General features: G+C 52.6%; 20 protein-coding genes. 8 read left to right on the top strand and 12 right to left on the bottom strand.

Annotated features, from left to right (window positions below):
• From BUA65_RS15745 to BUA65_RS15700, 10 genes are all read right to left on the bottom strand, one after another.
• A partial coding sequence (locus tag BUA65_RS15745; protein WP_439328950.1) for an electron transfer flavoprotein subunit beta/FixA family protein occupies positions 1–297 on the bottom strand: 297 nt, incomplete at its 3' end.
• 20 nt (positions 298–317) lie between these two features.
• Positions 318–1,463 carry an acyl-CoA dehydrogenase gene (locus BUA65_RS15740; RefSeq protein WP_072871085.1) on the bottom strand — a complete coding sequence of 382 codons (1,146 nt, stop codon included), beginning with the start codon at positions 1,461–1,463 and terminating at the stop codon, positions 318–320.
• 456 nt (positions 1,464–1,919) lie between these two features.
• Entirely contained in the window at positions 1,920–3,539 is a 1,620-nt protein-coding gene (locus BUA65_RS15735) for an AMP-binding protein (protein ID WP_072871089.1), read from the bottom strand.
• Positions 3,540–3,957: 418 nt separating this feature from the next.
• Positions 3,958–5,931, bottom strand: coding sequence for an acetate--CoA ligase (gene acs / locus BUA65_RS15730; protein ID WP_072871084.1), 1,974 nt, complete (start codon positions 5,929–5,931; stop codon positions 3,958–3,960).
• Between the two features lie 121 nt (positions 5,932–6,052).
• Entirely contained in the window at positions 6,053–6,331 is a 279-nt protein-coding gene (locus tag BUA65_RS15725; protein WP_072871082.1) for a FeoC-like transcriptional regulator, read from the bottom strand.
• Positions 6,332–6,367: 36 nt separating this feature from the next.
• Positions 6,368–7,507 (bottom strand): acyl-CoA dehydrogenase, encoded by a 1,140-nt coding sequence (locus BUA65_RS15720; RefSeq protein WP_072871080.1) that lies wholly within the window; start codon positions 7,505–7,507, stop codon positions 6,368–6,370.
• A gap of 353 nt (positions 7,508–7,860) precedes the next feature.
• Entirely contained in the window at positions 7,861–8,889 is a 1,029-nt protein-coding gene (locus BUA65_RS15715; protein ID WP_072871078.1) for a sigma-54 interaction domain-containing protein, read from the bottom strand.
• Between the two features lie 160 nt (positions 8,890–9,049).
• Positions 9,050–10,543, bottom strand: a complete 1,494-nt coding sequence (gene glgA, locus BUA65_RS15710) for a glycogen synthase GlgA (protein ID WP_072871077.1) — start codon at positions 10,541–10,543, stop codon at positions 9,050–9,052.
• Positions 10,536–11,588, bottom strand: a complete 1,053-nt coding sequence (gene galT / locus BUA65_RS15705; protein WP_072871075.1) for a galactose-1-phosphate uridylyltransferase — start codon at positions 11,586–11,588, stop codon at positions 10,536–10,538. The genes glgA and galT overlap by 8 nt, the downstream gene beginning before the upstream one ends.
• A 30-nt stretch (positions 11,589–11,618) precedes the next feature.
• Positions 11,619–11,912, bottom strand: a complete 294-nt coding sequence (locus BUA65_RS15700) for an MTH1187 family thiamine-binding protein (protein WP_072871073.1) — start codon at positions 11,910–11,912, stop codon at positions 11,619–11,621.
• A gap of 157 nt (positions 11,913–12,069) precedes the next feature.
• Here BUA65_RS15700 and BUA65_RS15695 point away from each other — a divergent pair, with 157 nt between their 5' ends.
• Positions 12,070–12,702, top strand: coding sequence for a septum site-determining protein MinC (locus tag BUA65_RS15695; protein WP_072871071.1), 633 nt, complete (start codon positions 12,070–12,072; stop codon positions 12,700–12,702).
• On the opposite strand, the gene BUA65_RS15690 is transcribed toward BUA65_RS15695, so the two are convergent.
• Positions 12,699–13,250, bottom strand: a complete 552-nt coding sequence (locus BUA65_RS15690; RefSeq protein WP_072871070.1) for an NUDIX domain-containing protein — start codon at positions 13,248–13,250, stop codon at positions 12,699–12,701. The genes BUA65_RS15695 and BUA65_RS15690 overlap by 4 nt on opposite strands.
• Before the next feature lie 13 nt (positions 13,251–13,263).
• Complete coding sequence (locus BUA65_RS15685) at positions 13,264–13,869, bottom strand: DUF3786 domain-containing protein (protein ID WP_072871087.1); 606 nt, start codon at positions 13,867–13,869, stop codon at positions 13,264–13,266.
• Between the two features lie 452 nt (positions 13,870–14,321).
• Between BUA65_RS15685 and BUA65_RS15680 the strand changes: the two genes are divergently transcribed.
• From BUA65_RS15680 to BUA65_RS15650, 7 genes are all read left to right on the top strand, one after another.
• Positions 14,322–14,759 carry an Hsp20/alpha crystallin family protein gene (locus tag BUA65_RS15680; RefSeq protein WP_072871069.1) on the top strand — a complete coding sequence of 146 codons (438 nt, stop codon included), beginning with the start codon at positions 14,322–14,324 and terminating at the stop codon, positions 14,757–14,759.
• Between the two features lie 179 nt (positions 14,760–14,938).
• Entirely contained in the window at positions 14,939–16,255 is a 1,317-nt protein-coding gene (locus tag BUA65_RS15675) for a glycosyl hydrolase family 18 protein (RefSeq protein WP_072871067.1), read from the top strand.
• Positions 16,256–16,384: 129 nt separating this feature from the next.
• A complete protein-coding gene (locus tag BUA65_RS15670; protein ID WP_072871066.1) occupies positions 16,385–17,362 on the top strand; it encodes an acyl-CoA dehydratase activase-related protein in 978 nt (325 codons plus the stop codon).
• Entirely contained in the window at positions 17,362–18,450 is a 1,089-nt protein-coding gene (locus BUA65_RS15665; protein ID WP_072871064.1) for an acyl-CoA dehydratase activase-related protein, read from the top strand. Before BUA65_RS15670 ends, BUA65_RS15665 begins: the two co-directional genes overlap by 1 nt.
• 117 nt (positions 18,451–18,567) lie before the next feature.
• The gene (locus tag BUA65_RS15660) at positions 18,568–19,521 is read left to right on the top strand and encodes an acyl-CoA dehydratase activase (protein ID WP_072871062.1); all 954 of its coding nucleotides are present in this window, start codon (positions 18,568–18,570) and stop codon (positions 19,519–19,521) included.
• A gap of 17 nt (positions 19,522–19,538) precedes the next feature.
• Positions 19,539–19,757: a hypothetical protein gene (locus tag BUA65_RS15655; protein ID WP_072871061.1), complete on the top strand. Its 219-nt coding sequence runs from the start codon at positions 19,539–19,541 to the stop codon at positions 19,755–19,757.
• Positions 19,758–20,198: 441 nt separating this feature from the next.
• The coding region (locus BUA65_RS15650) for an acetyl-CoA C-acyltransferase (RefSeq protein WP_072871059.1) at positions 20,199–21,045 on the top strand (847 nt) is incomplete at its 3' end.

Here is a 21,045-nt window from a genome sequence, read left to right as displayed (position 1 = left end):
GATGGTGGCCGTGGTGTATTCGTCTATTTCTTCCAATTCGGGGGTGATGAGCACAGCCCGGTCGGCGCCCATGGCCAGAGCCTGGCGCAGGACGTCCTGGGCCTTTGGCCCGCCCATGCTGACCACGGTTACTTCCCCTTTGGTTTTCTCCTTGATGCGCAGGGCTTCTTCTACGGCAAATTCATCGTAAGGGTTCATGATCAGGCTGACTCCTTCCGGGTTGATTTTGCCCTGCGCGTCGAGGGTGATTTTGGCTTCCGTGTCAAAGGTTTGCTTGGTGAATACGACTAACTTCATCTTCCCCCTCCTCACACCGGCTACTTGAGCAGATAGTTGGCAATGACAATGCGCTGTACCTCACTGGTACCTTCATAAATTTCCGTAATCTTGGCATCGCGCATCATGCGCTCCACGGGGTACTCCCGGGTATAACCGTAACCGCCGTGAATCTGTACCGCCTTAGTAGTCACCCACATGGCCACTTCTGAGGCATAAAGCTTGGCCATGGCCGACTCCTTACCGTAGGGCAGCTTGTTGTCTTTCAAAAAGGCAGCCTGGTAAACCAGCAGGCGGGCGGCTTCAATACGGGTGGCCATATCGGCCAGCATCCAGGCAATGCCCTGATTGGCACAGATGGGCCGGCCAAATTGCTCCCGCACCTTGCTGTAAGCCAGAGCCTGCTCGAAGGCCCCCTGGGCAATCCCCAGGGCCTGAGCGGCAATTCCAATCCGCCCGCCGTCCAAAGTGGCCATGGCAATTTTAAAGCCTTCACCCTCTTGGCCCAGCATATTTTCTTTGGGGATACGACAATTATCAAAAACCAGTTCGTAGGTATAAGAGGCCCGGATACCCATCTTGTGCTCCTTCTTGCCAAAGGTAAATCCGGGTGTACCCTTTTCTACAATAAAAGCGGTTGTACCCCGGTGTTTTTTGCTCATATCCGGATCCGTGCGGGCAATAACAACGTAAACGTCCGCCCGCCCACCATTAGTAATAAAAATCTTTGTTCCATTGAGTACGTACTCATCCCCGTCCCGCACGGCGCTTAATTTTATCGCCCCGGCATCGGAACCCGCAGAGGGCTCGGTCAGACCCAGGGCCCCGACTTTTTTTCCTTCTGCCAGGGGGACCAGGTATTTGCTCTTCTGCTCCTCGGTGCCAAAAGCGTAGATGGGCCAGCTACACAGGGAGGTATGGGCCGAGATCAGCACCCCGGTGGAAGCACAAACCCGGCTCAATTCCTCCACCGCAATGGCATAACTGAGGTTGTCCATACCCGCTCCCCCATAATCTTCGGGAAAGGGGATGCCAGTTAAGCCCATCTCGGCCATCTTATCCCAAAGGGACCAGTCGTACTCTTCCGTTTCATCCATCTCGGCCGCCTTGGGAGCTACCTCGTTCTCGGCAAAGTCCCGGACGGTCTGGCGCAGCAATTGTTGTTCTTCCGTGAGCATAAAGTCCATAAATCTCTCCCCTTTTCTATGCCCCGATTTTTAATTTAACACCTTTCCCCATAAAAAACTTTTTGATAACCGCTGGCCACCTAAAGAATCAAACCACTTTCCCATGCAAGTGCCATGCCTGACTTTTTAGAAAACTCTAACTTGACCTGCAAGGGCAGCAATTTCAACAACCCGTAAACCTTTCCCCAGTTGCAATGGGGAATAAAACGTGCCTTCGCCATAGACATTGCGTACCGCTTGAAATAACGGGATGGACGGAAAAGGCTTTCACCACCGGGCTGCCAAACAGATGTTTACATAAGTAAACATGACCAGCCCTCAGCTAGACATCCACTTCCGGATCCGGTAGGCTTGTACCATTTTCTCTTAGTAGCATATTCCTTTTTCCAGCAAGAATCAAGAACTAGCAAATGAATAAAGGCCGGGCCCTTTCTCCCGACCTTTGCTTCCCTCTTATTACCTGCGCTTACCGGCCCACTCTCGTTCCCGCAGCTCAACCCGCCGAATCTTACCGCTTATGGTTTTAGGCAGTGATTCCACAAATTCAACCTTCCGCGGATATTTATAGGGTGCGGTAATCTTCTTAACATGCTCTTGCAGTTCTTTTACCAGTTCATTGGAGGGTTGATAACCCGGTGCCAGTACCACAAAAGCCTTGACTACCTCACCCCGAATCTCGTCGGGGCTGGATACTACAGCCGATTCAGCTACCGCCGGGTGTTCCAACAGGGCGCTTTCCACTTCAAAGGGACCAATGCGATAACCCGCGGCCAGGATTACGTCATCGGCGCGCCCCACAAACCACAAGTAGCCATCCTCATCTCTGTATGCCCGGTCACCAGTGATGTACCAGTCACCACGGTATACACTGGCCGTTTTTTCAGGATTCTTCCAGTACTCCTTGAAGAGCCCCACCGGACGTCCGGGTTTTACCCTTACAGCCACATCCCCTTCCGTGTTGGGCGGCAGGATATTGCCTTCCTCGTCAATAACCTGAACGTCAAAGCCGGGGGAAGGTTTACCCATGGAGCCGAAACGGGGCTCAATGCAGGGAAAGCTGCCACACAGCAGTACTGTTTCGGTCTGGCCGTAACCATCACGGATGATCAAACCGGTAGCCTCTTTCCAGATTTCAATGACCTCCGGGTTCAGAGGTTCACCGGCACCCACACAGTGGCGCAGGGCTGGGAACTTGTACTGGCTTAAATCTTCTAGCACAATCATCCGGTAGTTGGTCGGCGCCCCGCAAAGGGTGGTGATGGGATATTTCTGCAGTAGCTCTAGGGTTTTCTTGGGGCTAAAACGGGAAGTATGGTGAACAAATATGGCCGCTCCCATATTCCAGGGACCATAGAAGCTGCTCCAGGCCGCCTTGGCCCAACCCGTATCGCTTAAATTCCAGTGCAGATCATCCGGATGCAGGTCCAGCCAGTATCTTCCGGTAACAATATGTCCAATGGGGTAACTGGCGTGGGTATGCACCGTCATCTTTGGATAGCCCGTAGTTCCCGAGGTGAAGTACAAAATGGCGTTGTCATCACTCCTGGTATTTACCGTGGTAAAGTCGTCGCTGGCCCTGGCCACGGCTTCCCTATAATCCAGCCAGCCCCGGCGGGGCTCACCAACGATAATGCGGGACTTTACCGTGGGGCATTCCCCAACAACCTCGTCCACCTTGGGAGCATTATCGTTGTCGGTGATGACACAAACCGCTTCTGCCGTCTCCAAACGGTACTTTATGTCCTTGGCGGTAAGCTGGGTGGTACCGGGGCTGATTACTGCACCCAGGCGCAAACAGGCCAGGTTGATCTCCCACCACTCGATCAAACGGGGCAGGATGACCACCACCACATCGCCCTGCTTTACCCCCTGTTCCCGGAGGACGTTGGCCGCCCGTTTGGAAGCCCTGGAAAAGTCAAAAAAAGTTTTGCGCACCTCGTTGCCTTCATCGTCGACCCAAAGCATCGCCAGCTTGTCAGGGTCCCCAGCCCACTTATCAATGACATCCCGGGCAAAATTAAAATACTCCGGTTTTTCCCATTTAAATTCCGCATAGGTTTTATCATAATCTACCATGTTATGCTGGCTCAACTTTGCCTCCTCCTTTTGATGGATTACCGGCCTAGTACCAGGGTATCCTCATTTAAATTGAGCTGGTCGCGGGACCGCCCCTGGGCCAATCCCGCAACCACGCTCTTTCAAAGATGCTGCTACAGCTGTCCCAAAACCTTGCCAACTCGTCAGGTCGTTCTAGTGCCATGTCACCCCCTCCCGCCGATTGCCGAAAATTCTCCCATGCAATAATTAAGCCACTATTCTGACTTTTACTTTTATTCTTTAGCGTCTTAAGGGGTGAATTAGCGCAAAAGAACCGGTAACCAGGGACCCACGCGTAAAAAACTTTGCACGCAAGAATGGGCAGGTTACCCCCCAGAATGAGTTGCCGGTGTGTAAATTTTAATAGACATGTTTTTGAGCGTATCCAAGAAAAAATTTACCCTTGTGTCTTTTTGGCCGCCACTATGGCCTTTACCTGCTCCACAGTGCCAATATCTTCAAGACCGGTGATATCCCCCTTTATTTCCCCGCCAACAACAATTTCCTTGAGTAGCCGGCGCATGATCTTGCCGCTGGGGGTTTTGGGCATTACCGGGGTAAAGTAAATGGTACCGGGAACGGCAATTTTACCAATGTTTTCAATAACCTTGTGTTTAATGGCTTGCTCCATTTCGGAACCGGCCTCATAACCCTGCCGGAGGGTGACAAAGGCCACGGGGATTAATCCTTTAATAGGATCTGGAACACCAATCACCGCCGCTTCAGCCACCCCCTCGCACTCAATAATGGCACTCTCCATCTCCATAGTGGAAAGACGGTGACCGGCCACGTTAAAGACGTCGTCAATCCGGCCGGTAACCCAGTAGTGGCCGTCCCTATCCTTGATGGCGGCATCATTGGTAAAATAACAGCCTTCAACCTGACTGAAGTACTCCCGGATATACCTTTCTGGCTCCCTCCAAAGGGTCCGAACCATCATGGGGATGGGGCGGGTGATGATGAGGTTACCGGGCGTTTCAGGAGGAACGGGTTTGCCATCCTCATCTACCACATCCAGCTGGGCGCCCAGAAACTGGATGCCACAGGAACCGGGTTTCATGGGTGTTACCCAGGCTGCTCCGGCCAGGGGGCAACCGGCTGTTTCCGTCTGACCCCAGGTGTTATTGATGTACATGCGCTTTTGGCCTAGCTTTTCATAGGCCCAATGCCAGGCTTCCGGGTTAAACGGTTCCCCCACCACGGAGAGAACATCCAGGCAGGAAATATCGTAGGTCTCCATCCAGCTTTCCCCATACCGCATGAGCATGCGGATGGCGGTGGGTGCGGTAAATAGCTTATTCACCCGGTACTTATCAATGATCTGGTAGAACCGGTCGGGTCGCGGGTAATCCAGGGCACCTTCGTAAAATATGGTAGTTACCCCGTTGGACAGCGCGCCTACAATCCCCCAGATATGCATGGTCAGCCAGCCGATGTCAGCCGTACACCAGAACATATCGTTGGGGTGATGGTCCATGTGGAACTTAGCGTAAATATAATTGTTTACCACGAAGGCCACACTGGAATGAACTATACCTTTAGGTTTGCCGGTGGTGCCACTGGTGTAAAACACCAGTCCCGGTTCATTGGCCTCCATGGCCTCCGGCGGGCATTCCAGGCGGGCCTTGGCCATTAATTCATGCCACCAGTAGTCCCGCCCTTCTTTCATGTTAATCTCGGAACCGGTTCGTTTGACCACCACCACGGCCTGGATGCTTTCCATACCCTCGATGGCTTCGTCCACCTTGGACTTTAAAGGAACTTCCCGGCCGCGACGGTAACCACCGTCGGCGGTGACAATTACCTGAGGTTCATAGTTAATCAGCCGGTCCCGCAGGGCACGCACGGAAAAACCGGAGAAAACGGTATTAAACAGCACCCCCAGGCGGTAGCAGGCTAGTACAGCTACTACCGTTTCGGCCAGGTTGGGCAGGAAAATGGCCACCCGATCCCCTTTTTGCAAACCAAAATCCTTTAAAACATTGGCAAATTTACATACTTCGCTATAGAGCATCCTGTAGGTATAGAATTTGGTCTGGTAGTCTTCCCCTTCCCAAATCAGGGCTAGCTTGTTATCGGCACCCTGTTCCAAATGCCGGTCGATGAGGTTGTAGCAGGGGTTGGTTACACCCCCCACAAAAAACTTAAAATAAGGCATTTTTCCTTCCATGACCTTTTCCCAGGGTTTGATCCAGTAAAGATCACTGGCCACATCGGCCCAAAAACCTTCCGGATCCTCCCATGATCTGCGAAGCAGGGCATTAAAGGCATCCATACTGCCCAAAACTGACTTTTTCACTTTTTCGGAATCCGGATAGTACAGTTTACTCTCCTTAATCATTTTCAACTCTTCAGGTTTTACTTCTGCCATGTACCCCCATACCCCCTGTTGGCTTCTTGCACCCGAAACTCCGTAGGAAGATAAAAGAACTCAAAATCAAATTCACCTCCAGTCTTAAAAAATTTTTCTCCCCAACCGGTGCCCGGGCACCTTAAAAATTTTTACTTCCTTTGCTTTCCCACCATTTGCTTAAGGGATCGTGAAGGGTAAACCCTCCATCGGGATTACGCCGCACCCGCCCGATCCGGACCAGTTCCTGGAGCAACTGATCAATTAATTCCTCATCAATCCCCAGGTGTTCGGCCACTTCGGAAACGTTCCCGGAAGCCCGGCCGAGCAACCGGATGATGGCTTCACTAGCAGCTTTTTTCTGCCGTCGGGTCAGTGGACCGCCAGGTGGTACAGTCCTTTCGCGAATCCTGCGAAGCATCTCTACCTCCCCCCAATACACGCACTTACCTGGTTATCAACACCCCAGGGCCCGGGCAATAACCAAACGCTGGATCTCCGAGGTGCCTTCCCCAATCTCCAACAGCTTGGCATCCCGCAGGTGGCGTTCAACCGGAAACTCCTTCATATAGCCGTAGCCACCGTGAATTTGAATGGCATCCAGGGCAGCCCGGGTCGCCATTTCAGAAGCAAAAACCTTGATCATGGCCGCTTCCTTGGTGCAGGACCGGCCCTGATCCCTTAGCCAGGCAGCTTTCAAGTACATATTCCGGGCTACTTCAATGTTGGTGGCCATATCGGCTAGTTTAAAGGAGACAGCCTGAAATTTGGAGATGCTTTGCCCAAACTGGATTCTTTGCCGGGCATAGTCCAGGGCGGCATCCAAACAGGCCTGGGCAATACCTACCGCCATGGCTCCAATGGCAATGCGCCCGCCGTCAAGAACCTGCAAAAACTGTTTGAAACCCTGGTTTAACTGGCCTAAAAGATTTTCTTTGGGTATCCTCACATCGTCAAAAAACAGTTCGGTAGTATTGGACCCGGACATGCCCAGCTTTTCATAGCCGGCTTTAATAGTTAAACCGGAAGCATCGGTGGGTATAATAAAGGCGCTGATACCATTTTTCCCCTTCGTCCGGTCGGTAACAGCCGTAATGGTAACAAAGCGGGCATAGCTGGCATTGGTAATAAAACATTTGGAGCCAGTGATCACCCATTCATCTCCATGGAGTACCGCCGTGGTCTGGGTTCCGCCGGCATCCGAACCTGCATTGGGCTCGGTAAGCCCAAAGGCCCCTATACATTCTCCCCGACACAAAGGAACCAGGTATTTCTGCTTCTGTTCCGGAGTACCAAAGAGATAAATAGGCATGCAGCCAAGGGAAATGTGCGCCTCATAGGTGAGACCGGTCGAAGCGCAGGCCCGAGTGATCTCTTCTAAAGCCAGGCAGTAACTGACATAGTCCCCTCCGGCACCTCCGTATTCCTCGGGAAAGGGCAATCCCATGAGATCCATTTGGGCAAGCTTTCTTATTATATCCAGAGGGAACTGTCCGCTCCGGTCAATCTCTTTTGCCCTGGGAAGTATTTCTTTTTGCGCAAAATCCCGCACTACCTCCCGGATCAACTGTTGATCCCTGGTGAGGTCGAAATCCATCGTTTCACCCCTCCCGGAAGATTTTTCGCTGGTCCTGTTGCCCCCTAAAAGGTGACGGTCCTATAAAAACCACACCCCCTTTCCGCCTGGTTTGTCACCCGGCAAATTCCATTAGCAAATTAACCGTAACCAGCCGGGCTTTTAGCTGCCAATAACCGTAAAATGGGGTTAAGGATACAAAATTAAGGCCCTAGTAGCAACCCTTTTTTGCACTTATCCCGGAGGTGTTACCAAACTTAACACGAGCAAAAGGTTATTACCGTCGACGCCCCGGGCGCATATCTTGGGAGGGGGAAGGGTAATGGCCCGAGAAGGGTGAAAAGGCGGCAATGGGGGCAGCTGTTTATATTAATTTACATTAAATTGTATTTGATTAACTTTTTATACAGGCCCGGGCGGGATATTCCCAGCAACCGGGCGGCTTTGGCCTTGTTTCCTTTACTCTCGGCAAGGGCCTGCAAAACAATGTTTTTTTCTACCTGTTCCATAATTTGGGTCAAGGTTTTTCCCTGCCTGAATGCTTCCGTAACCTGGCCAAGAAACCTTTTTTCACCAGGCAACCGGTTTTCCCCTGCCAGAGCATACAGGTGGGCGGGCAAATGGTGCGGTCGAATAATCTTATCTTTATCCACCAGGTTAAAGGCCCGCTCCAAACAGTTCTCCAGTTCACGTACATTTCCCGGCCAGGAATAATGCAGAAAGGCGGTCATTACTTCCGATGCCACTCCGTTTACCCCGGCCCCGAAGGAGAAATTAAACTTTTGTATAAATGCATCAACCAGCAAGGGGATATCTTCCTTGCGTTCCCTTAAGGGGGGAATGTGTAAATTAATCACGTTTAAACGATAAAAAAGGTCTTCACGAAACTTTTTATGTTTAACCATTTGTTCCAGGTTAACATTGGTGGCTGCCACTACCCGGACATCAACGAAAATGGTTCGCCTGCTACCCAGTTTCTGGATCTCGCGTTCTTGCAGGAAACGCAAAAGCTTGGCTTGCATGGCACGGGAAAGTTCGGCCACTTCATCTAGAAAGACCGTACCCCCGTGAGCCAGTTCCAGTTTACCAATCTGTCCCCCCTTACGGCAGCCTGTAAACGCCCCTTCTTCATAACCAAAGAGCTCCGACTCTACAAGGGTATCGGGAATAGCCGCACAATTTATTTTCACAAAGGGCCCTGCCCGCCGCAAACTGGCCGCGTGCAGTGCCCGGGCAAAAAGTTCTTTCCCGGTACCACTCTCACCGGTAATGAGTACGTTGGAATTGCGGGGGGCTACCTTGAGCAGGGTTTCCTTGAGGTCAAGCATTTGTGAGCTCAGGCCGATAATATGATCCGCCGTAAAATGGGAGAGTTTCGGGGAGTGATGTCTCACTGTTACCACCGGCCCTTCCTAAAATGAAATGAGAGGCGCCAGAGTAACTGGTTGGCTAGCGGGAAAGAGGATTGAATTATTTAACTTCTCTTAATATTGTAACAACTCGCTCCCCGGGTGTAAACTTAAAAAGCAAAGGCCATCCACCGGGGGATGGCTATTGCGTGTTTCAGGCGGTTTTCGCCCTGGCCAGATGCCGGCTCAAAGCCTCCTGGTAGAGTTGTAAATATTCCACGGCGGAACGGGCCCAGGAAAAGTCCAGCTCCATAGCCCTTTTTATCAACATTTTCCACTCGTGCGGATGCTCCGTGTACAGGGAGAGGGCCCGTTGGATGGCGTGGTACAGGGCATCTCCTTCATATTCGGAAAAGACGAAACCATTTCCGGAACCTGTAGCCGGGTTAAAATCGTGAACCGTATCGGCCAGCCCACCAGTAGCCCGGACAATGGGAATGGTCCCGTAACGCATGGCAATCAATTGCCCCAGGCCGCAGGGCTCAAAGCGGGAGGGCATTAAGAACATGTCGGCACCGGCATAAATGCGCTGGGCCAGAATGGCGTTAAAACCGATATAAACACCGGCTTTTTCAGGGTAACGATTGTGAATATCTCTAAACATATTTTCATATCGCCGGTCACCGCTGCCTAGAACCACAAATTGTACGTCATGGGAAAGCAACCGGTCGGCAATCTGGGCTATAAGGTCGAGCCCTTTTTGATCCACCAGGCGTGAGATCATCCCCAGCACCGGAACATCCCTTACAGGCAGATTCATTTCTTTTTGCAGGGCGTATTTATTTTCCTTTTTGTTTTCAATGCTTTCATGGTCGTAGTTCCGGTGAATACGGGGATCAGTTTTGGGGTTAAATTCATGGTAATTAATGCCATTAACTATCCCGTACAGATCGTGGGAACGTTTACGCAGCAGGCCGTCCATCCGCTCACCCAACTCCGGTCGCTGGATCTCGGCTGCATAAGTTTTACTGACCGTGTTAATGACATCGGCATACAATATGCCCATTTTCATGTAACTGACCGTGCCGTAAAACTCAAGCAATTCGGGAGTAAAATACTCCTCCCCCACCCCCAAAAGCTTTAGCGTCTCCTTGGGGAAGTTGCCCTGATATTGCAGGTTGTGGATGGTAAAAACCGTTGCCATACGGTTGTAAAACGGATCCTGCGCGTAGCGAACTTTCAGGAAAAAGGGGATGGGTCCGGTCTGCCAGTCATTGCAGTGGATGATATCCGGTTGCCAGTTGAGGCGCGGCAACATTTCCAGCACCGCTCGGCAGAAGAAGGTAAAACGTTCGGCCTCGTCGGGGAACATGTACATGCCGTCGCGGTAGAAGTAATGGTGATTATCCACCAGGTACACTGGAATGATGCGGTGTTCCCCCTGGTAATAGGCCTCGATGGTACTCTCCCGGATGATGGCCGTCTCAGCCCGGCTGTTGAAAAACACGGGAAAATCCATGCGGTAGGTGGCCTTTTCGATCCCTTTGTAATGGGGCATGGCCACCCGCACATCGTTCCCGAGATTGTCATTGCCCACGGTAGCCAGAGCCTTAGGCAGGGAACCGGCTACATCGGCCAGCCCCCCAGTCTTGGCAAAGGGAACTACTTCAGATGAAACAAGCAAAATTTTCAGCGGCCGGTCAAACATACTGTACTGCCTCCCTTTCTACCCCGGCATAAACCGGAGGCGGACAGAAAACTTCCTGTTCCCGCAGGACCTCCGCCGCCAGTTCCGGTGGCGTGGGGTTAATGTAAAAACCCGTACCGAGTTCAAAACCGGCCATGATTGTTAGCCTGGGCAGGATTTCCAGGTGCCAGTGGTAATTAATGGTATCCGGCTCGTTAACCGGTGCGGTATGCAGGACCAAATTGAAGGGCGGGCCACCCACACTTTGCCGCAAGCGCAACAGGGTGTTGCGCAGCACCCAGGCCAGGTCCCGTACCTGCTCCTCCCGGATGCTGGCAAAGTCATGCTGGTGCTCCCTGGGTACAATCCACATTTCAAAGGGAAAACGGGAAGCAAAGGGGGCAAAGCTGATGAAATTATCTGTTTCAACAACCACTCGCTGCCGCTCAGAAGCTTCCTGGACCAGCACATCGCAAAGGACACACCGTCCCGTAGACCAGGCGTAATGTTTAAAGCCCTCCATTTCCTCCTGTATATCAACCGGAACCATGGGCGTAGCTAAAATTTGGGAGTGAGTATGCTCCAGGGATGCCCCGGCAGTTTGGCCAAAATTTTTAAAGATTTGAATATATTTTAGCCGGTTATCCCGGCGCAGGTCCAGGGAACGCTGCTGCCAGGCCCAGATAACTTCCTCCAGCTGGCGCTCATCCAGGGCATCCAGCTGAGCTTCATGATCCGGAGCCTCCACTACTACCTCATGGGCACCCAGACCATCCATTACCTCGTAGATCCCATGGTGGCGCACACCCTTTTGAGCCTCGATGCGAACCGCAGGAAACTTGTTCGGAACCACCCTTACCCACCAGCCTGGGGTATCTGGCAATGTACCCCCTTGCCGGAAAGCCAGGACCTCCGGGGGTGTATCTCCTTCATGTCCCGGACACAGGGGGCAACGCCCGTCCTTTTTTTCGTCTTGCGGCACCTTGAAGTCGCAGGGACGTTTACCCCTTTCGGTAGCAATAACTACCCAGCGTTTCACCAACGGATCCTTTCTCCATTCGGGCACTTTCTTTCCTCCCCTCGCGAAGTATGTCAGTTACGACAACACAGCTCGAACCATATCTTCCATGGATTCCTCTTTATCCCGGCGCTCATCGATGGTAATAGATGTCACTACCCGCATGATGCCGTCGTTAAAGGGAGCCTGGTGCATTTTTTTCACCGTATCCAGTACCCGGTCCAATTCCCCTTCAATAATGGTGGACATGGGTGTTACCTGATACTTGAGATCCGGCTCCCCTTTGAGCACCTCGTAGCAATGGCTGATATAACTGCTGATACTGGGCTTATCCGTACCCATGGGCATTACACTTACTTCTATTATTGCCATGTTTTTCTTCACTCCCTTCTACGGTAAATTCTAATGTAAAGTTACCGCAAAGGGTTTCTTTTTATACAATTAGACGGCAATATTTTCGCCGAGAGCAGGAAAGTGACGGCAAAGATCGAAATATGTTTTAGAGCAAAATAAAAAGGGGTTGGGTAAAGTGCCCAGGGAATTGGTAAGCATCAAGGGTACCCGGGAGGGCCTGGTCATCCTGCTTGATCCCAACCGGGAATTTGAAGATATCAAATTACACTTAAAACGAAAGATGGAATCTTCCCGGGGCTTTTTCCGGGGTGCGCGCTTCACCGTTTACGGGCAAGCCATCACCGGTTACCAGCGGACTGAACTGGAAAATATTTGCCGACAGTACGGGTTAATTCCCTCGCCGGAAATATCCTGGCCTTTTGAGAAAAAATTTGAACAAAAGAAAGCCGTTTCCCCGGGGGAACCGGCCCGGTTAGTTCAATGTGTCTTACGCTCGGGCCAGGAGATACGCCACCGGGGCAGCGTGGTGATCGTGGGCAACGTCCACCCCGGAGCCCAGGTAATCGCCGGTGGTAGTGTCATTATCATGGGCAGCTGCCGGGGAACAATCCATGCCGGGGCGTGGGGTAACAATACGGCTACCATCACGGCCTTAAAATTACAGCCAATTCGTTTATCCATCGCCGGGGTAACCGCAGACCCTACCTCTATCCCGCAAAGTAGCCTTTTCCCCGTAACTGCCAGACTGGAAAAGGGCGAGATTATTTTTGGCACCTATTGCAGTAAAGCCACATGCCCGGTTTTTTAAACCTTTTCCCGGGCTAAAAGGTAATGTGTGGCCAACAAGCCAACGGCAGACTTGGCGTCACAAATTTCCCCCCGCCAGAGCATAGCCAGGGCTTCGTCCAGGGGTACCTTCACCACCTGGACGAATTCGTCTTCGTCCAGGTTCTGGCCTTCCTGGTTTAAATCTCGCGCCAGGAATAAATGCATTTTTTCGCTGGTAAATCCCGGGGTGGAGTAAAAGCTGCACAGCGGTTGCCAGCGTTCCGCCCTTAACCCGGTTTCCTCCGCCAATTCCCTTTGGGCACACTGCAAGGGTTCCTCTCCATTTTCCATTTTACCGGCAGGTATTTCTAAAAGTTCCTTGCCCACGGGATAACGGTATTGCCGGACCAGGAAAACTTCCTTTTTCTCATTCAGGGCCACGATGGCCACGGCCCCGGCATATTCCACCACTTCCCGGGTGCCGGTGCGACCGTTGGGCAAAAGCACCGTATCCACCCGTAGATTTAGGATTTTTCCCCGGTAAACCACCCGGGAATCTAGCTTCTTTTCTTCGATTAATGCGGACATTTTTATCCCCTTCCTAATGGCATACAAGCCTTCTCATTTTCCCCAAAACAAGACTGGGCAAAAGGGCGTAGTCCTCAGTCGGCAAGTGTCGGGAGGCTGAAGCATCAAAGAGAACATTCCCCGAGGGAGGAAATTCCTCATCTCCCAGCCACAGGACAAAGGTTATGGGTATTTTTGGTAATACCGGCACACTCACAGCCACGTCTCCAATTTCCACCCGCCTCCCCCCTAACATTTCCGCAGCCCGCACCAAAAGTTCCGGCTTGCCTCCGAAGATGCCTACCAGAGGGCGCACCGCACGGTTGTTAAAGGGGCCGACATAAATAAATCCGCCGGGTAGTTCCTGGAAGGAAATTAATCGCCCTTCCACCTGGGCCGGACTGGCCTTGGCGAGATAATGTAACAGGGTAATCTGTACTTCCTTGGGTACTTCTGACCCGCCGGCTGCATCTATAACCTCACCGCCGGGATATTTTACCAGATAATACGAGCCAAGAAAGGGCACAATGAATTCCGCCGTTTCCGGCCGGTAAGTTACGGCTGCGTTAAAAGCCATGCTTCCCGGCTCCCGCAGGGCAAATTCCTCCTTTGCCTGCCGGTGGGCAGGCTCAAGGTTCATCCAGGCCAAGATAATCCCCTCCCGAGAAAGTATCGCGCTTTAAACAGGCTTCGTCGCAAACGGAAGCTTTTCCTCCCCCAAAATGATCGAATCGCTGAAAGCCGGCAGGGTACTGTCACCTTAATGATAAATATTCTGCAGAACCGTTATGACAAGGATGCGGCGCTATCCGGAGCAAACAACGCAGCACACACCGGTAACAGCACACGGTAACCCAGCACTCACTGCCAATGATGCCCTTTCTAAGCCTGCTGTGACAAGATGGTAATTGCAAATCTTTCTAACATAGCTTTTTCAGTGAGTGCTGGGCGGCCCGAAGCGAGCTGCGGTGCTGTCGGCGCGTGACATCGACGCATCCAACCGGGTTTACTGAATATTTACCCCTAATGTATATCTGAAACTATTCTGTACAAGATCTAAGTGAGATACTTTTCTTTTGGAGGTGTCCGGCATTGGACCTTGTACATTGGGAACCCTTTAACGAGCTTCGCTACCAAATGAACCGGCTTTTTAACAGCCCCTGGTTCCGTGGGGCGCCGGGTTTTTTGGGCCCTGAAGGCGTCAGCCCCCGGGTGGATATTTACCAAACGGATCAGGAGGTTGTAGCCACGGCCGAACTGCCCGGGATAGCCTCCAAGGACGACCTGCAGGTAACCCTTACCGAAAATACCCTGAGCATTAAAGGAGAGTTTAAGAGGGGTACCGAGGAAAGACAGGAAGGTTACTACCACAGCGAACGCTATTACGGCACTTTCAGCCGTACCCTGCCCCTGCCGGTGGAAGTAAAACCCGATCAGGCGAGGGCCAGCTATAAAAACGGCATTCTGGAGGTGCGCATTCCGAAAAAAGAACCCGGCAAGGGAAATGCTTACCGGGTAGACGTCCAATAGCAAACGAATCGTCCCACGGCACTGCGGGAACTATGCAAAACCCGGCAGATAATAGCCGGAGCCTGAAGCAGGGGGCTCCGGCTTGCTATTATATACCTCTTCTGGTATATATTTTTTAATGCTTTTAGGGGACAAGCTTGATACAATTTTTTGGGAGACTTAAGCCAAAGGAGGTAGTCATGTTTAAAATCAGGAAAAAACTTATCTTGGTAGCAGTTTTATCACTGTTGGTTAGTAACATTACCTGCGTTGCCTATGCCAGCCAGTACCTGAGGCAGGGGGACTATGGTCCAAATGTGGTCGCCCTGCAGGAACAATTGCGCCAGCTGGGTTACCTGGCTGTACCGGCCACCGGTTTTTTTGGACCCTTGACGGCGGCCGCAGTAACCAAATTACAATCGGATTACTATTTAATTCCCGACGGTATTGTCGGTCCCCTGACCCGCAATCTTCTTGAGCGATTGACGCAAAAAGAGGGAACCCCTGACCCGTACAGGCAAAAGAGAACAATCATGGGCTACTATGCGGGAAAGGAAACACCCCTGCCGTCTTCCCTGACTAGCTTAACCAACCATGGTACAAAACTTACTTATGTCGCTCCTTTTCGTTACCGTCTGAATGCCGGAGGCACGGGAAGCCTGGACACCCTTGAGCAGATTCCGGAAAAAGAATTAAATAAGCTCTTTCTGGCGGCCCGAGAAAACAAGATCAAGGTGCTGGCCCTCGTACATAACATGCTTTACGGCAACGGCATCCAGGGCAGGGATGTAGCCCACCGCATTCTATCGGATCCCCAAAAACGCTGGTCGCTGGTAATGAATATTTTTTACCTTCTGCGGGAGAACGGCTTTGATGGGGTAGAAATTGACATAGAAGATATCTATCCCGGCGACAGTCAGTTATTCAACCAGTTCATGGCCGAACTGGCCGCCCAACTTAAACCGGCCGGTTATTACATCTCAGTGGCCCTGCCGGCCAAATTCAGCGACACCCCTAACATGAGCTGGGGCGATTCCTTTGATTACGCCACCATAGGTCATTATGCCGACCAGGTGGTGGTAATGGCCTACGACGAGCACGGAGCTTACAGCGGCCCCGGCCCCATAGCTTCACTGCCATGGGTAGAGAAAGTCGTACAGTATACGGTAAGCAAAATACCGGCACAAAAAGTCCTCCTTGGCATACCGGCCTACGGGTTTGACTGGAACTGCGACGGCAGCTTTCCCCGCTACCTTTCCTACGACCTGGCCATGGAAATCGCCCGCTGGTACGGAATATCCATTAATTGGGACACGAGGGCTGAGGTGCCCTACTTTAGGTACATTGACGAAAACGGTTCCCGCCACGAGGTGTGGTTTGAGAACGCCAGCAGCTGGGCAGGTAAGCTGGATCTGGTTGCCAAATATAACCTCAAGGGAGCAGCCATATGGCGCCTGGGAATGGAAGACCCCGACAGCTGGAGAGTAATTGGCGACAAATTTACCATCGAAAAGTGACTACCACGGCCCGGACCCACGGGTTTTTTCTTACCAATTCAAGAAAGGATTTCCCGTGCTCAAAGAGAAATATTAAATATACCATAATGAAAAGTGTCATTTTTTACCGGATGAAGGAGAGAGTATGATTTGGCTGCCCGGGTTGGCATTCCCTGTTCATTGCTGTACTTTCTTTACTACCCGACCTGGAAAACCTTCTTCAACGAACTCGGGGCAGAGGTAATCCCTTCCGGAAACACTACCAGGGAAATGCTTGACCTGGGAGTGAAGGAAGCCCTGGCCGATGCCTGTGTGCCCATTAAACTATACTTCGGTCATGTGCAGGCCCTGATCAGCCGGGTTGATTATTTATTTATCCCGCGGGTGGTCTGTTTAAACAAGGAAACAACCTACTGCCCTAAGTTTCTGGGATTACCCGATATGATCCGGCATTCTTTTAAAAAAATCCCCCCGCTTATTGACGTACGCATAGACGTAAGGGAAGGATGCAACGCCCTATCAAAAGCCTACCGGCAAGCGGGGCTGGTCCTGGGTGCCACCCGGGGAGCGATCGTCCTTGCCTACCGCAAGGCCATGGCCGTAGAACGCCGGTTTTTCTCCCTGCTACAGGAAGGCTGGCAACCCCTGGAGGCCATGCAAATTTTAAATACGGGCATCCGCCCCCAAAAACAAAAAGGCCGACTGGTTTTTGCCGTACTGGGCTACCCTTATCTCGTTTACGATCAGTACATCAGTGTGGGCTTGCTGGGCCGGTTAAAAAAAATGGGGGTAGAAGTGATCACTGTGGAAAACCTGCTGCCCCGAGCGCTGTACAGGCAAAACGACCACCTGGACAAACGCCTGTTTTGGACCCTGGGGGACCTGGTTCTACGAGCGGCCCATTATTTTCTCCGGCACACAAGAATCGACGGGATGATACACCTGACGGCCTTTGGCTGCGGACCCGATTCACTGGTAGGCAAGTTCCTGGAGATGGCTGTCCACGAGCAGCAAACCGTCCCTTTTATGAGACTGTCTATCGATGAACACAGCGGTGAAGCCGGTATTGCCACCCGGCTGGAAGCCTTTGTGGACATGGTATGCCGCAAAAAAGAGGTGTGTCTTTAGTGCCCAGAGTTACTTTCCCCCATGTGGCGGAATCCTATCGCAGCTTTAAAATGCTCATGGAAGATCTGGGTAATGAGGTCATCCTCCCTCCCCGCCCCAGTAAGCACACCCTGGACCTCGGAGTACGCTACGCTCCGGAATTTGCATGTTTCCCGGTGAAAATACTCCTGGGAACTTATCTGGAAACCTGCCCGAAAGGGGTGGAGCTTATCGTCACCAGTGGCGGGGTGGGACCCTGCCGTGCCGGTCATTACGCGCAGCTACACAAAAAAATCCTGCATTCCCTGGGCTACCCCGTTGATATTGTTGTTTTTGAACCGCCACGGCTTTATCCCCTGGACTTTTTGCATAACATCCAGCGACTGAATCCCCGGCGCATGTCTTACCGGGCCATTTACGAGTGTATCCGGCGAGCCTGGCGCAAACTCCAGGCGCTGGACAATGTAGAAAAACTAACCCACAAAGTACGCCCCAGGGAAACCATCCGGGGTGCCACCACCCGTACTTACCGCCGGGTGCTGGAATGGATAGACAGGGCCTATAGCCTTGTGGAAATTGAGGAAGCTGAACGAAGTGCCCTCGAAGAACTACAAAAGGTGCCCCAGGATCCAAACCGGGATGTCTTAAGGGTGGGTATTGTAGGCGAAGTATATGTCCTCCTGGAACCGGCCAGCAACCTGGAAATTGAAGAAGCCCTGGGGAATCTGGGGGTAGAGGTGGAAAGATCTTTATTTTTAACCGGCTGGACCAGGGACAACACCTGGGCAGAAACCACCGAGGGCTTAACGGTGAAAGAGGCCGCCATGCCTTACCTGCCCGAACTGCTGGGGGGGCACGGCCGGGACTCCATTGGCAACACGGTGCTTTATGCCAAACGGGGTTTTGACGGGGTCATTCAGCTTGCCCCCTTCACCTGTATCCCGGAGATTGTAGCCCGCACCATTTTGCCCCGGGTAAGCGAAGAACACAATATCCCGGTACTGACTTTCTTCCTGGATGAACAAACGGGCAAGGCAGGCATGACCACCCGGCTGGAGGCCTTTGTGGATTTAATGCGGCGCAAAAAAGCCGCCCGCCGCCCGGCATAAAAGGGCCGCCGGGAAAAGTGACGTTTACAGTTAGTAAAATGCATTAGTTTTCAAGATCATTTAAGCGGTTTTGAAAAGCATCATCTACAGTCTATTATCCAGCAGGAAGGGAAGGATATGAAAGCTTACCTGGGTATAGATGTGGGTTCGGTAAGCACCAACATCGTGATTTTGAGCGAGGCCGGAGAAGTCCTCACCGGCCTTTACTTGCGTACCCAGGGCCGCCCCATTGAAGCCATCCAGAGCGGTTTAAAGGCGGCCAGGGAGAGCCTCAAACCGGGCGTGGAAATAGCAGGTGTCGGCACCACCGGAAGCGGGCGCTACCTGGCCGGCGTCATGGTGGGGGCAGACGTGATCAAGAACGAAATCACCGCCCATGCCGTGGCCGCCTGCATGCTGGTACCCGATGTAAAGACAGTCCTGGAAATAGGCGGTCAGGATTCCAAAATCATTATCCTTCGTAACGGTGTAGTGATAGACTTTGCCATGAACACGGTCTGCGCCGCCGGTACCGGTTCATTTTTGGATCAACAGGCTGCCCGGCTGAATATCCCCATCGAGCAGTTTGGCGAACTGGCCTTGCAATCAACTAACCCGGTGCGCATTGCCGGCCGCTGTACGGTATTTGCGGAGTCGGATATGATCCATAAACAACAAATGGGCCACGCCCTGCCGGATATCATTAACGGTTTGTGTGAAGCCCTGGTGCGCAACTACCTGAACAACGTGGGCAAGGGTAAGGAAATTCTGCCCCCTGTGGTATTCCAGGGAGGAGTGGCCGCCAACATCGGTATTAAGGCCGCCTTTGAACGGGCCCTGGGCATGCCCGTGCTGGTACCGGAACATCATAAGATCATGGGTGCCATCGGCGCCGCCCAGTTGGCCGCGGAGAAGGTGGCCGGAACCGGCCAGACCGGGTTTAAAGGTTTTGGTATTACGGAACTCCCCTATCGTACGAGAAGTTTTGAGTGTGACGGTTGTCCCAATGCTTGCGAGATTGCCGAGATTTATGAAAAGGATAGGGTTATCGGCCGCTGGGGTGCCCGCTGCCCCCGCTGGGACGTAATCTAGAGAGGAGAAAGCCTCCTTTGTCGCCAAAAGTAGCTCTTGTTATAACCTGGTTATTGCTGGGATTGATGGTGAGCAATGGTCTATGGGTGGCCTGGGATGCCCGCCGACGGGGCAAACCGCTGGGGGAAGTCATTGCCTGGGGGCTGTTTTCCACCGCTTTCTTTGGCATCGGGCTGGCCCTGTATCTGATGTGGGGCCGCCACCTGCCCTCCGAAAACAACGACCGGAAAAGCTGATCTCCCACCGTGGTCAAGAATTAGGCTGCAAGGGGCCCGGGTATAACCTTTTGGGGTGGACCCCGGGCCGTGCGGCAATTTTTGTTTTTTCATAGCTGGTGCCTGCCTGTTGTAAAGGTAAATTTACTTGTAAAGTGCCGTCCACCCTTTTGTATACTAACGTAGACTATTTACATCTTTTAGAGGTAATTCACTATCCCTTGACGGTACCTTTTTTCGCAAAAACCTGCTGTCGCACCACATACAGGGTAAATCGGGGGAATAGTCAGTTTTGGCGCAACTTTGTGACAACTGTCCCCGCGGCTCTCTTCCCCAATTCCCTTTTTATTTTGGTATAAATTTTGCTTTGCCTGATGTTTGGCGACTTGTGTAGTGAAATTGACAACACATAATATTATGATACGTCAAGTTGCACAGGCTTAAATGGAGGGGGGATAAATTTTGCGAGAAACGGTAATCGTCAGTGCGGCCAGAACGCCCTTTGGAAAGCTGGGCGGGGTTCTGGCACCCTTCACTGCCGTCCAGCTGGGGGGTATGGTCATTAAAGAAGCCATCCAGCGGGCGGGCATCAACGGGGAGCAGGTGGAAAACGTGATCATGGGGCAGGTGCTGCAGGGCGGCTGCGGCCAGATTCCCTCCCGCCAGGCCACCCGGTTGGCGGGGTTGCCCTGGGAAGTTCCCTCGGAAACCATAAACAAGGTTTGTGCCTCTGGCCTGCGGGCGGTAACCTTGGGCGACCAGATCATCCGGGCCGGCGACGCCCACATCATCGTTGCCGGCGGCATGGAAAGCATGAGCAACGCGCCCTACTTTGTGCACGCCCGCTGGGGCCTGCGCATGGGTGACGCCAGGTTTGTCGACCTGATGGTCCACGACGGCCTGTGGTGCGCCTTTTACAACCGGCACATGGCCATCCATGGCGGCGAAGTGGCCAGAGAATACGGCGTCTCCCGGGAAGAACAGGATGAATGGGCCCTGCGCAGCCACCGGCTGGCCATCGCGGCCATGGACGGCGGGCGGCTGAAGGAAGAAATTGTGCCCGTGGCCGTACCCCAGAAAAAGGGCGACCCGAAAGTGGTGGACACGGACGAAGCGCCCCGGCGGGATACCAACCTGGAGGCCCTGCGCCGCCTGCCGCCGGTTTTCGACCCCAACAACACGGTCACGGCGGGCAATGCCCCGGGGGTCAACGACGGGGCGGGGGCTTTAGTGCTGATGTCCCGGGAAAAAGCACACGAACTGGGCATAAAACCCCTGGCCACCATCCTGGGGCATGCCTCGGTTTCCC

Origin of the sequence: Desulfofundulus thermosubterraneus DSM 16057, assembly GCF_900142025.1 — a bacterium.
In the GTDB taxonomy this organism is placed as follows: Bacteria; Bacillota; Desulfotomaculia; order Desulfotomaculales; family Desulfovirgulaceae; genus Desulfofundulus; species Desulfofundulus thermosubterraneus.
This window is presented reverse-complemented; position numbering and strand designations above follow the sequence as displayed.